The organism is Micromonospora terminaliae, assembly GCF_009671205.1.
Taxonomy (GTDB): domain Bacteria; phylum Actinomycetota; class Actinomycetes; order Mycobacteriales; family Micromonosporaceae; genus Micromonospora; species Micromonospora terminaliae.
Genome location: NZ_CP045309.1, coordinates 4099951 through 4112762, shown reverse-complemented (window position 1 = coordinate 4112762; position 12812 = coordinate 4099951). Strand labels below are relative to the sequence as shown.

Here is a 12812-nt window from a genome sequence, read left to right as displayed (position 1 = left end):
GCCCGACCCCGTGAGGGGGTCGGGCCCTTTCGCGTGTTGCTCGGATCGTCAGGAAGCGGAGTAGCCGCGGGTGGCGATCCAGTCGGCGAGGTTGTCCACGCTGATGCGGTAGGAGGCCATGTTCGGGTCGGCCGAGTCCGCGATGGTCACGGTCTTCCCGCCGTCGCGGTAGCCCACGACGCTGATGTAGTGGCCACCCTCGAAGGAGTGGGTGTTGCCGTCGGTGTCGGTGGTGGTGCCGGCGATGTTGGCGACCACGGCCCGGCCGTCGTCGACGGTGCGCACGATGTCGGTGCGCAGGGTGTCGGTCTGCTTGTCGTCGGCCTTGCCGTCCTTGATTTCGACGGACCGGTAGTGCTTGCCGGTCTCCTTGTTCAGGACGGGGGTGATGTCGTTGATGCTGTTGGTGCCGTTCTCGGTGGTGCCCATTTCCTTGGCCATGGCGTCGACGTCGATGTTCTTGCCGAGCACGGAGATGGCGTTGCGGGTGGCGGCGGGGCCGCAGTAGTAGAAGTTCGGCTGCGCCTCGTAGCGCACGTCGAGCTCGCGCTCGCCGTGACCCTTGCGGTCGGTGCTGACCTGGGCGGTCTTCTCGGCGGGGGTGGCGTGGGCGGCGATGGCCGGGCCGGCGATTCCACCGGCGGTGGCGGCGAAGCCGGCAGCGGTCAGAACGGTGTTACGCAGCATGGTGTTGGTACGCATGATGAGTGACGCCTTTCTGTCGGGGGTGCACAGCACACACGCACAAGGGGGGTGCGGGTGCTGGTGAGAAAGTCTGGGGAGATGCCCGGCGATCAAAGGGGGGGTGACCTGCTCGGGCGGTCCGGGGGTGTAACCATCGGCGGCGGGGAAGTGATTCCCACACGCCTGATCCGATGCCCCGGGGAGATGTAACCACCGGCGGCCGGGGGTGATTCCCTGGCTAGCCGGCTCGGACCGGTGGTGCGTGGTCCGGGGGATGTAACGACCGGGGTGGCGGGGTGATTCCCCGCGGCTGGCCCGGTGCGGTGGGCCGGTGGTGCGCGGCCCCGGGGGGTGTAACGACCGGCCGGGGCCGGTCATTCCAACCGCGGCTGCCTCGCCGGGGGCGGGGTGCTGCGCGGTCTGCCATGTACAACGACCCCGACCCCGGCATGATTCCGCCCCGACGGTGGCGCCGACCACTCGCCGAGACCAGCCGAAACCGGACACCGAGGCCCAACGTCGGCGACGCAAAGCGGACACGCACCCCAGGGCGCACACGCTGGCGCTGCAGATCTTGGACAGTTGCTGTTCGCGCGAACGACAACTGCCCAAGATCTCCAGGTGCACCGGGCGCGGCGAACCCGGCACCCGGTCGCCGGCGACCACCGGTGTTGATCAAGAGATTTGTGTCGTCTTCCGGCCGAATCTCGACGCAAACTTCTTGATCAACACGGGCGGGCCGACGCCTCGCGCAGATCAACGCGGGCGGGCCGAGGCCCAGCGCAGGGGCCCGACGGGTCGACCACCGGCCATACCGGGCATTTCGCCGGACCGCGCTTGGGCAAGGCGGTGGGTGGGACGCCATGGGTGTCTCGGGACGGCTGAGACACCCATGGCGTTCCACTGAAGCGCCGGGGACCGTGACGGCTTTCAGGAGGTGGGGGCGGTGGTGTTGCCGGTGGGCTGGGTGGGCACCTTCGTGGCCGGCGTCGGCCAGGGGACGTCCGGGGACGGGTGGAAGGTGATGCCGGCGGCGGTCCAGCGCGGGCCGTGGGCCGCCAGCCGCTGGCGGAAGCCGGCCCAGTCGTGCGTCGACCGGGGCGACCAGCCCAGCTCGGCGACGGCGGGCAGCCGCGGAAAGAGCATGAACTCGACCTCGGCGAGGGTGGTGACCGACTCGGTCCAGAGCGGGGCCTCCACACCCAGCACGGCTTCGGCGGGCACGCCGGTGAGGTGCGTCCCCGGATCCCAGTCGTACGCCCGTTGGACGTCGATGAGGCCCGCCCAGTCGTGCCCGATCGGAGTGTCGACGGCGTACTTCATGTCCAGGTAGACCCGGTTGCCGGGGGAGAGGATGAGGCGGGCGCCCCGGCGTACCGCGTCGGCGGTCTCGGGGTCGTCACCGTTGGTGCCCCACCACTGGAGCACCCGCCCGTCGACGTGCCCGGCCGGGGCGAGCTGGTGCCAGCCGACGACCGTCTTCCCGGTCGCCGCCACCAGGGTCTGGGCCCGCTCGATGAAGGCGCGGTAGGTGTCGGCCGGCACCTTGAACGCCTCGTCGCCGCCCAGGTGCAGCCACGGGCCGGGGGTCAGGGCGGCCACCTCGCCGACCACGTCGGCGACGAAGGCGTACGTCCGCTCGTCGGCGGGGTCCACGTAGCTGAAGCCGACCTCGGTGCCGGTGTACGGCGGCGGCGGGACCTTGCCGGGCGCCAGGTCCGGGTACGCGACGAGGGCCGCGTTGGTGTGCCCCGGCAGGTCGATCTCGGGCACGACGGTGACGTGGCGGCGGGCGGCGTACGAGACGATGCGCCGGTAGTCGGCCTGCGTGTAGAAGCCGCCGGGGCCGCCGCCCACCTCGGTGATCCCGCCGACCCCGGCGAGCCGGGGCCAGGAGTCGACGGCGATCCGCCAGCCCTGGTCGTCGGTGAGGTGCAGGTGCAGGTGGTTGAGCTTGTAGCGGGCCAGGTGGTCGACGACCCGCAGCACGTCCTCGACCGGGAAGAAGTGGCGGGCCACGTCGAGCATGGCGCCCCGGTAGGGGAAGCGCGGCCGGTCGACGATGCTGCCGCCGGGCACCGCCCAGCGCTCGGTGACCGGTGCGGCGCGCTCGATGGCGGCGGGGAGGAGCTGCCGCAGCGTCTGCGCGCCGTGGAACAGCCCGGCCGGGGCGGCGGCCGTGACCCGCACCCCGGCCGCGGTCACGTCGAGCCGGTAACCCTCGGCACCCAGCCCGTCGACACCAACGCCACCCTCACCCGCCGTCGGCTCGGCCGGACGGGCCGCGTCGAGCGGACGGGCCGCGTCCACGGGACCCGCCGTGCCCGCCGGGCGAGCCGCGTCGAACGGACCCGCGGCCAGGGGCGCCTCGGACAGGGTCAGCACGAGCACGCCGTCGGCGTCGGGCGCGTCGGTGACCGGCAGCGGGAACCCGGTGGCCGGGCGCAGCCACTCGGCCAGCTGCTCGGCGACGTCCCGGCCGGCCGGGCTGACCCGGATCGCCGCGTCGGCGGTCAGCGTGAAGTCCGCCGCCGGGTCGGGCTGCACCCGCTCCGGGGCGGGCACCACGTCGCCGAGGCGGGTGGGCGCGGGTGGGGCGAGCAGGTCGCCGGCGGAGCGGGCGGCGGTGCGGGCCAGCTCGGCGGCGGCCGGCTGGCGGCCGGGGAGGCGGTCGAGCGGCTCGGGGCCGCTCTCGGCGGGGGTGGCGGGGATGGTCGGCACGGCGACGGCTCCGGGTGTATTTGCGCGGGATATGGCAAAGGTCAGGTTCAGCAGAACCAGTGCGGTCAAGCGTACGAGGGGAATCGGAATTGCGTGATAGTGCGCGTGGAAGCGTTCCCAAAAACCGGTACGGACGCGGATAGTGGTGACCGTTGTGCCAATAGTCACCGAACGGTCCCAGGCCACTCGAAGTTCGCTTAACCTTCGCCCACCGATCGCTGACGACGCCGGGATTACCGGTGGTCGCTCCCGGGGTATGTCCGAACTGAACCTTCGTTAAGTGTCAATGGCGCGCGTGGGAGGCTCTGGTGGCAGCGCAAGAGACGGTCGAGCACAAGTACGTCTACGACTTCGCCGAGGGCAACAAGGACCTCAAGGACCTGCTCGGCGGCAAGGGGGCCAACCTGGCCGAGATGACGAATCTCGGCCTGCCGGTCCCGCCCGGCTTCACGATCACCACCGAGGCCTGCAAGGCGTACCTCACGACCGGCCGGGAGCCGGACGGGCTGGCCGCCCAGATCGAGGCGCACCTGGAGTCCCTGGAGCGGGAGATGGGCCGCAAGCTCGGCGACCCGCAGGACCCGCTGCTGGTCTCGGTCCGCTCCGGCGCCAAGTTCTCCATGCCCGGCATGATGGAGACCGTCCTCAACGTCGGCCTCAACGACCGCAGCGTGGTCGGGCTCAGCGCACAGGCCGGGGGGAACGACCGGTTCGCCTGGGACTCCTACCGCCGGCTGATCCAGATGTTCGGCAAGACCGTCTGCGAGGTGCCGGGCGAGGAGTTCGAGCACGCGCTGGACGACGCCAAGCGCGCCAAGGGCACGCAGAACGACCTCGACCTGGACGCCGACGACCTGCGCGGGCTGGTCGACGCGTACAAGAAGATCTTCGCGAAGCACACCGGGCGGGAGTTCCCGCAGGAGCCGCGCGAGCAGCTCGACCTGGCCATCCGCGCGGTCTTCGAGTCGTGGAACGCCGAGCGCGCGGTGGTCTACCGCCGCCAGGAGCGCATCCCGGCCGACCTGGGCACCGCGGTCAACGTGGTGGCCATGGTCTTCGGCAACCTCGGCGCCGACTCGGGCACCGGCGTGGCCTTCACCCGCGATCCGGGCAGCGGCGCCCAGGGCATCTACGGCGACTACCTGGCCAACGCCCAGGGCGAGGACGTGGTGGCCGGCATCCGCAACACCGTGCCGTTGCAGGAGCTGGAGCAGATCGACAAGAAGTCCTACGACGAGCTGCTCGACTACATGGCCCGGCTGGAGGAGCACTACAAGGACCTCTGCGACATCGAGTTCACCATCGAGCGCGGCAAGCTCTGGATGCTCCAGACCCGGGTCGGCAAGCGCACCGCGGCCGCCGCGTTCGTCATCGCCGGGCAGCTCGTCGACGAGGGCCTGATCGACCTGGACGAGGCGCTGCACCGGGTCAACGGCGCCCAGCTCGCCCAGCTCATGTTCCCGCGCTTCCAGCTCGACCACGAGTTCCAGCCGGTGGCCAAGGGCATCGGCGCCTCGCCGGGCGCCGCCTCCGGCAAGGTGGTCTTCACCTCCGCCCGCGCGGTCGAGCTGGCCGCCGAGGGGGAGTCGGTGATCCTGGTCCGCCGGGAGACCAACCCGGACGACCTCAACGGCATGATCGCCGCCAAGGGCATCCTCACCTCGCGCGGCGGCAAGACCAGCCACGCCGCCGTGGTCGCCCGCGGCATGGGCAAGACCTGCGTCTCCGGCGCCGACGAGCTGGACGTGAACGTGCCGGCGAAGAAGTTCACCGTCGCCGGGCAGACCGTCAACGAGGGCGACGTCGTCTCCATCGACGGCACCACCGGCAAGGTCTACCTCGGCGAGGTGCCGGTCATGCCGTCGGAGGTGGTGCAGTACTTCGAGGGCGAGCTGGACCCGGAGCAGACCGACGACGCGCTGGTCAAGGCCGTACACCGGATCATGACGCACGCCGACGGGACGCGGCGGCTGCGGGTCCGGACGAACGCCGACACGGGCGCCGACGCGGCCCGGGCGCGGCGGTTCGGCGCCGAGGGCATCGGCCTGTGCCGCACCGAGCACATGTTCCTCGGCGACCGCCGTGAGCTGGTCGAGCGGCTGATCCTGGCGGCCGGCGACCAGGAGCGGGAGGCGGCGCTCGCCGCCCTGCTGCCGCTCCAGCGGGAGGACTTCATCGAGATCTTCCGCGAGATGGACGGCCTGCCGGTCACCGTGCGGCTCATCGACCCGCCGCTGCACGAGTTCCTGCCCCCGCTGGAGCAGCTCGCGGTCAACGTGGCGGTCGCCCAGGAGCGCGGCGAGGACGTGGCCAAGGAGGAGGCGCTGCTCGCCGCCGTCCGGCGGATGCACGAGGAGAACCCCATGCTGGGCCTGCGCGGCGTGCGGCTCGGCCTGGTCATCCCCGGTCTCTTCGCCATGCAGGTCCGGGCGATCGCCGAGGCCGCCGTCCAGGTCACCCGCGACGGCGGGTCGGCCTGCCCGGAGATCATGGTCCCGCTGGTCGGCGCGGTCCAGGAGCTGGAGACGGTACGCGCCGAGGCCGAGAAGATCATCGCGGAGGTGGTCGGGGACAGCGGCGTCGAGGTGCTGATCGGCACCATGATCGAGGTGCCCCGGGCGGCGCTGACCGCCGGCCAGATCGCCGAGGCGGCGCAGTTCTTCTCCTTCGGCACCAACGACCTCACCCAGATGGGCTGGGGCTTCTCCCGCGACGACGTCGAGGGCGCCTTCTTCTGGCGCTACCTGGAGCTGGGCATCTTCGGCATCTCGCCGTTCGAGTCGATCGACCGGGAGGGCGTCGGCCGGCTGGTCCGGATCGCCGCCGAGGAGGGCCGGGCGGCCCGCCCGGGGCTGAAGCTCGGCGTCTGCGGCGAGCACGGTGGCGACCCGGACTCGGTGCACTTCTTCGACGAGGTCGGGCTCGACTACGTGTCCTGCTCGCCGTTCCGGGTGCCGGTCGCCCGGCTGGAGGCGGGCCGGGCCGCGATCACCACCACCGGTTCCGACTCCCGCTGATCGCGTGACGCCTCCGGGGCCGCCGACGCTTAGGTCGGCGGCCCCGCTTGCGTCCGGGCGCGCCTTTCCGGCCCGCCGGGCGTAACCTGGGCTCCCGCGTACGTGTCGATCAGGAAGGTGGCCGCATGACCAGCGTCTGGGAGAACCTGACGGTCGACGCCCAGGACCCGTCCCGGCTCGCCCACTGGTGGGCGGAGGCGCTCGGCTACCAGGTGATCAGCGACAAGCCGGACGAGGTGGAGATCCGCCGCACGCCCGACACGCTGCCCGGCATCGTGTTCGTCCCGGTCAGCGGCCCCAAGGAGGGCAAGAACCGGCTGCACATCGACCTGCGCCCGGCCGACCTGGAGGCCGAGGTGGAGCGCCTCGTCGACATGGGCGCGCGGCACGTCGACATCGGCCAGGGCGAGGTGGACTGGACCGTCCTGTCCGACCCGGAGGGCAACGAGTTCTGCGTCCTGCGGCAGCGGGGATGACCGGTTGAGCGCCGGACCCGGGCTCGACGCGGCGCGCCTGGTCACCGAGGCGCCCAAGGACACCGGGTACGGGCGGTCGCCGTACGAGCGGGACCGCGCCCGGGTGCTGCACTCGGCGGCGTTCCGCCGGCTCGCCGCGAAGACGCAGGTGCACACCGCCGGCACCGACGACTTCCTGCGCACCCGGCTGACCCACTCGCTGGAGGTGGCGCAGATCGCCCGGGAGATGGGCGCCCGGCTCGGCTGCGACCCGGACGTGGTGGACACCGCCGGGCTGGCCCACGACCTCGGCCACCCGCCCTTCGGGCACAACGGCGAGGACGCGCTGGACGCGCTCGCCGCCGGGTGCGGGGGCTTCGAGGGCAACGCGCAGACGCTGCGGGTGCTCACCCGGCTGGAGGCCAAGGTGCTCGGCCCCGACGGCCGCTCCGCCGGGCTGAACCTGACCCGCGCCTCGCTCGACGCGGTCGCCAAGTACCCGTGGGAGCGCCGGCCCGGCCGGCGCAAGTTCGGGGTGTACGCCGACGACCGCCCGGTCTTCGCCTGGCTGCGCGAGGGCGCCCCGCCCGGCGACCGGCGCTGCCTCGAGGCGCAGGTCATGGACTGGGCCGACGACGTGGCGTACTCGGTGCACGACGTCGAGGACGGCATCCACGGCGGTTACGTGAGCCTGCGCCCGCTCCTGGTGGACGCCGACGAGCGGCGGGCGCTCTGCGCCGACGTGGCGGCCGCGTACTCCGGGGAGGCGCCCGAGGACCTGGGCGAGGTGCTGGCCGAGCTGCTCGCCGAGCCGGTGCTCGCCCCGCTCGCCGCGTACGACGGCAGCCACCGGGCCCTGGCCGCGCTGAAGACCACCACGAGCGTGCTCACCGGCCGCTTCGTGTCGACCGTGGTGGCCGCCACCCAGGAGCGCCACGGCCCCGGCCCGCACCGCCGCTACGCCGCCGACCTCGTCGTGCCGCGCCGCATCCGGGCCCAGTGCGCGCTGCTGAAGGGCATCGCCCTGCGCTACGTCATGCGCCGCCCCGGCGCCGGCCCCCGCTACGCCCAGCAGCAGGAGATCCTCGCCGACCTGGTGGCCGCCCTGCTCGACCGGGCCCCGGACGCGCTCGACCCGGTCTTCGCGCCGCTGTGGCGGGCCGCGCCCGACGACGCGGCCCGGCTGCGCGTGGTGGTCGACCAGGTGGCCTCGCTCACCGACCCGGCCGCCCTGGCCTGGCACGGCCGCCTGGTGACCCTCCGCTGACCCGGTTCCGCCGTCGGCGTCGGCAGCCGGACAGCCCGGTGGGGACGCTCAACTACTTAGGCTAGCCTAATAAGCATGACGGAGCAGCGCCCCAAGAACCTGACCGCCGCCACGGTCGTCCGGACCGAGCGGCCCACCCCGCACCTGATCCGCCTCGTGCTCGGCGGTGCGGAGCTGGCCGGCCTGCCGGTGGGCGCCTACACCGACCACTACGTGAAGTTCGTCTTCCCGCCGGCCGGGGTGCGCTACCCGCACCCGACCGACCTGGCCACCATCAGGCGCGAGTTCCCGGCGCAGCAGTGGCCGCGGCTGCGGGCGTACACGGTGCGGGCCTGGGACGCGGCGGCCGGCGAGCTGACCGTGGACGTGGTGCACCACGGCGACGAAGGACTGGCGGGGCCGTGGGCGGCCGGGCTGCGTCCCGGCGACCGGGTGCTGTTCACCGGCCCCGGCGGTGCGTACGCCCCGGATCCGACGGCCGACTGGCACCTGCTGGCCGGGGACGAGAGCGCGCTGCCGGCGATCGCCGCCGCGCTGGAGCGGCTGCCCGCCGGGGCGCCCGCCAAGGTCTACGTCGAGGTGAGCGGCCCTGCCGACGAGCTGCCGCTGCCCAGCGCGGGCGCGGTCGAGCTGCGCTGGCTGCACCGCGCCGGGCGCCCGGTGGGCGAGCCGCTGGTCGAGGCGGTCCGCGCGCTGGACTTCCCGCCCGGCCGGGTGCACGCCTTCGTGCACGGCGAGGCCGCGGCGGTCAAGGAGCTGCGCCGGCTGCTGCGGGTCGAGCGGGGCGTGCCCAGGGGCGACCTGTCCATCTCCGGCTACTGGCGGCGCGGCATGGACGACGAGGGCTGGCGCTCCACCAAGGCGGCCTGGAACGCCCAGGTCGAGGCCGAGGAGTCGGCGGTCATCGCCGCCTGACCGGTCACGCCCCCCGCACGGCCAGCCGGTAGAGCTGGGGGAGCAGCCACGGGGCGATCCACCGTTGCACGCCCTCCGGCGTGAAGTGCAGCCCGTCGCTGCGTACCCGCACCCCGCCGGCCTCCCAGGTGAACCGGCCCTCCGGGCAGGCCCGCCGGTTGAGGTCGAGCACGGTGGCGTGGTGCCGGTCCGCCGCCGCGCGCACCAGCCGGTTCCACGCGTCGACGCGGGCCGGGTCGTCCTCCGGCCAGAGGCCGCCGTCCGGTCGTTCCGCCCGTCGGGTGTACGGCGCGGTCAGCAGGGTCACGTGGGTGCCCCGGGTCGACGCGATGTCGACCGCCCGGTCCAGCTCCCCGGCGAGGTACCGGTCGTACGCCGGCTCGCCGACGTGCTGCCAGCGACCGTCGAGCCGGCGGTCCATCAGCTCCCAGCGGTCGAGCAGGATGACCGCCACGTCCGGGTCGTCGGCGCGTACGCCCTTCCGCCAGCGGTCGTCCCAGTGCTCGCAGCCCGGGTAGTTCGGGTGCGGGTCGCCGACGTACCGCACCTCGGGGAGCCGGGCGATGCCGCAGCCCTGCACGGCCCGCACGCTGACCGTGAGCTTCTCCTGTTCCGGCAGGTAGGTGCCGAGCGACCAGGAGACGGAGTCGCCGAGGAAGGTGATCCGGGGCGGGCCGGGCCGCCGCCCGGGGCGCTGGACGGGAGGCACCGCGGTGGGCGCGCCGGCCGTCGGGGACGGCGCGTCGAGGGCGATGGCCGGGTTCGGCGGCGGGGCGGGCGGCACGGTGCCGAGCACCGCGACCGCGGCCACGCCGGCCACCGCCGTGCCGGCCAGCGCGGGCGCCGGCCGGGGCAGCCGCCGGGCCTGCCGGATCGGACGCTCCACCAGCAGGTACGACCCGGTGGCGACGGCCAGCGTGACCGCGCACCGGGCGGCGATCAGGGCGATCCCGGTCAGCCCGGTCCGCCCGGCGGTCAGCCACTGGAACAGGGGCCAGTGCCAGAGGTAGACGCCGTAGGAGATCCGCCCGAGCCAGACCAGCGGCGCCAGGGCGAGCAGCCGCGCGGTCGGGGAGGCCGGGCTCACCACCGCGTGGCCGATGACGGCCGCCACCGCGAGGGCGGCCACGGTGAGGCCGCCCCGGTAGAGCCACGCGTCACCGCCGTCGGCGGTGGCCCAGCACCAGGCGGTCACGGCGGCCCCGGCCACCGCCAGTGCCCCGAGGACCCGGTGGCGGGCCGGCCGGGTCGTCGCCGCCGTGCTCCGGCGCGCCAGCAGCAGGGCGAGCGCGGCGCCGACCAGCAGGGCGACGGCCCGGGTGTCGGTGCCGTAGTAGACGCGGTCCAGCGCGTCCGGCGTGAACCGGGCCGCGGCGGCGAGCGCGGAGCCGGCCGCGCCCAGCAGGACGACCGGAAGCGCGGCGCCGAGCCGGCGGCCGGGCGTGGCCGTGCCCCGCCTGGCCGCCCAGGCCAGCAGCGCGATCAGCAGCAGCGGCCAGAGCAGGTAGAACTGCTCCTCGATGCCGAGCGACCAGGTGTGTTGCAGCGGCGACGGGCTCCCGGTGGCCGTGAAGTAGTCGCCGTCCCGGTTGGCCATCCGCCAGTTCGCGACGTACCCGAGCGCGGCCAGCTCGTCCCAGCGCAGCGCGCCGAGTTCGGTGCCGGGCATCAGCCTGCGGGAGACCAGCAGCACGACGACCAGCACCAGCAGCAGGGCGGGAAGCAGGCGGCGCAGCCGCCGGCCCCAGAACGCGACCAGGTCGATGCGGCCGGTTTCGCGGTGCTCGGCGAGCAGCAGCGAGGTGATCAGGAACCCGGACAGCACGAAGAACGCGTCCACCCCGAGGAAGCCGCCCGGGAGGGCCGCGACCCCGCCGTGGAAGGCGAGGACGGCCGCCACCGCGAGCGCGCGGACACCGTCCAGCGCCGGTTGGTACGCGATCCTCGCCCCGCTCGTACCCGACACCGGCCCGTTGTCCCCGTTGGCGGCGGCCTTACACGCGGCAGGTCGAGGCCGAGGAGCCGGCCCGCCGGCGTCCGGACCGCGGTGATCCTGCGTCGTTCGGCCCCGGCGCGGTGACCCACCCGCTGAGGATGGGTCCATGGCGGAGCAGGTGCGCGAGGACCGGCCGGTGGAGCGTGCCGACCGGGTGGTGCTCGGTCTGGGCGTGGCCGGCGTGCTGGCGGTGGTGGCCTGGGGAATCCTGGGCGGCGGGTCCCTGGCGGCGTTCGGCAAGTCCGGGCTGGCCTGGGTGATCAGCACCTTCGGCTGGTTCTTCGTGGTGGCCGCCGACGCCTTCCTGGTGCTGTCCGTGGTGCTCGCCGCGTCCCGGTTCGGCCGGATCCGGCTCGGCGCCGACGACGACGAGCCGGAGTTCAGCACGCTGGCCTGGGTGTCCATGATGTTCAGCACCGGCATGGGCATCGGCCTGGTCTTCTACGCCGTCGCCGAGCCGATCCAGCACTACGCCGCGCCGCCACCCGCCGCCGGGGTGCAGCCGCAGACCGGGGCGGCCGCCGCGGCGGCCATGCAGTACACCCTGTTCCACTGGACGCTGCACCCGTGGGGCATCTACGCCGTCGCGGCGCTGGCCCTGGCGTACTCGACCTTCCGCAAGGGGCGCGGCAGCCGGATCTCGGCGGCGTTCGCGCCGCTGCTCGGCGCCCGGGCGTACGGGCCGGCCGGGCAGGCCATCGACCTGCTGGCGGTCTTCGCCACCGTGTTCGGCTCGGCGACCAGCCTCGGGCTGGGCGCGCTCCAGGTGGCGGCGGGCCTGGACAGCGCCACCGGCGTGCCGGACAGCACCGGGATCGAGCTGGTGGTGATCGCCGCGCTCACGGCCGCGTTCGTGGTCTCCGCGTTCACCGGGCTGCACAAGGGGATCAAGTGGCTGTCGACCAGCAACGTGGTGCTGGCGGTGGCACTGATGGTCTTCGTCTTCGTGGCCGGCCCGACCATCTACACGCTGGAGGTGCTGCCCGCCTCGGTCGGCGACTACCTCAGCCACCTGGTGGTCATGTCCACGCGCACGGGGGCCTTCAGCGACCCGGCCTGGCTGGGCTCGTGGACCATCTTCTACTGGGCCTGGTGGATCTCCTGGGCGCCGTTCGTGGGCATCTTCATCGCCCGGATCTCGCGCGGCCGTACGGTCCGCGAGTTCGTCACCGGGGTGCTGCTGGTGCCCAGCGGGGCCAGCATCGTCTGGTTCGCGATCATGGGCGGCACCGCGCTGCGGGTGCAGCGCACCGGCACCCGGGACCTGGTGGCCGACGTCGGGGCGAGCGCCGAGAACGCGCTCTTCGGGCTCCTGCACGCGCTGCCCCTGGCGACGGTCACCACGGCGCTGGCGGCGGTGCTGGTGGCGCTCTTCTTCGTCACCGGCGCCGACTCGGCCGCCCTGGTGCTCGGTTCGCTCAGTTCCCGGGGCGCGCTGCGGCCGCACCGGGGGGTGGTGGTGCTCTGGGGCGTACTCATCGGGGCGGTCGCCGCGGCGCTGCTGCTGGCCGGTGGCCTGGCCGCGTTGCAGCAGGCCACCATCCTGGTGGCGCTGCCGTTCGTGGTGGTCATGCTGGGCCTGGCCGTCGCTCTCGTGCGGGAGATGGCCGTCGACCCGGCGGTGCGGCCACGGCCCGGCCCGCGCCGGTCCGGCCTGGCCGCCGCGGTGCGCGCCGCCCGGTCGTACCAGGAGGAGAACCCGCCGCCGGTGACCCGTTGGTTCCACCGGCCCGGACGCTGACCCGGTCCGGTCCCCG

General features: G+C 73.8%; 8 protein-coding genes. 5 read left to right on the top strand and 3 right to left on the bottom strand.

The annotated features are described in order from the left end of the window. Nucleotides 1-48 precede the first annotated feature (48 nt). Nucleotides 49-702, bottom strand: coding sequence for a C39 family peptidase (locus GCE86_RS18645; RefSeq protein ID WP_154227722.1), 654 nt, complete (start codon nucleotides 700-702; stop codon nucleotides 49-51). A gap of 912 nt (nucleotides 703-1614) precedes the next feature. Continuing rightward, complete coding sequence (locus GCE86_RS18640) at nucleotides 1615-3405, bottom strand: beta-N-acetylhexosaminidase (protein ID WP_154228152.1); 1791 nt, start codon at nucleotides 3403-3405, stop codon at nucleotides 1615-1617. A gap of 308 nt (nucleotides 3406-3713) precedes the next feature. On the opposite strand from GCE86_RS18640, the gene ppdK reads away from it, so the two are divergent. The 4 genes from ppdK to GCE86_RS18620 all read left to right on the top strand — a co-directional run bounded on the left by ppdK (nucleotide 3714) and on the right by GCE86_RS18620 (nucleotide 9059). Beyond that, complete coding sequence (gene ppdK / locus GCE86_RS18635; RefSeq protein WP_154228151.1) at nucleotides 3714-6422, top strand: pyruvate, phosphate dikinase; 2709 nt, start codon at nucleotides 3714-3716, stop codon at nucleotides 6420-6422. A gap of 125 nt (nucleotides 6423-6547) precedes the next feature. Then, entirely contained in the window at nucleotides 6548-6898 is a 351-nt protein-coding gene (locus GCE86_RS18630; protein WP_091269257.1) for a VOC family protein, read from the top strand. Between the two features lie 4 nt (nucleotides 6899-6902). Then, complete coding sequence (locus tag GCE86_RS18625; protein WP_154228150.1) at nucleotides 6903-8144, top strand: deoxyguanosinetriphosphate triphosphohydrolase; 1242 nt, start codon at nucleotides 6903-6905, stop codon at nucleotides 8142-8144. 75 nt (nucleotides 8145-8219) lie between these two features. Further along, the gene (locus GCE86_RS18620; RefSeq protein ID WP_154228149.1) at nucleotides 8220-9059 is read left to right on the top strand and encodes a siderophore-interacting protein; all 840 of its coding nucleotides are present in this window, start codon (nucleotides 8220-8222) and stop codon (nucleotides 9057-9059) included. A 4-nt stretch (nucleotides 9060-9063) separates the two neighbouring features. Here the strand turns inward: GCE86_RS18620 and GCE86_RS18615 are convergent, their stop codons facing one another. Beyond that, nucleotides 9064-11025, bottom strand: coding sequence for an acyltransferase family protein (locus tag GCE86_RS18615; RefSeq protein WP_244317016.1), 1962 nt, complete (start codon nucleotides 11023-11025; stop codon nucleotides 9064-9066). Between the two features lie 136 nt (nucleotides 11026-11161). Between GCE86_RS18615 and GCE86_RS18610 the strand changes: the two genes are divergently transcribed. Further along, nucleotides 11162-12796: a BCCT family transporter gene (locus tag GCE86_RS18610; RefSeq protein ID WP_154228147.1), complete on the top strand. Its 1635-nt coding sequence runs from the start codon at nucleotides 11162-11164 to the stop codon at nucleotides 12794-12796. The last annotated feature ends 16 nt before the right edge of the window (nucleotides 12797-12812 follow it).

Coding starts and splice junctions, on each gene's coding strand:
- GCE86_RS18610 (WP_154228147.1), top strand. CDS start 11,162: ATGGCGGAGCAGGTGCGCGAGGACCGGCCGGTGGAGCGTGCCGACCGG.
- GCE86_RS18620 (WP_154228149.1), top strand. CDS start 8,220: ATGACGGAGCAGCGCCCCAAGAACCTGACCGCCGCCACGGTCGTCCGG.
- GCE86_RS18645 (WP_154227722.1), bottom strand. CDS start 702: ATGCGTACCAACACCATGCTGCGTAACACCGTTCTGACCGCTGCCGGC.
- GCE86_RS18630 (WP_091269257.1), top strand. CDS start 6,548: ATGACCAGCGTCTGGGAGAACCTGACGGTCGACGCCCAGGACCCGTCC.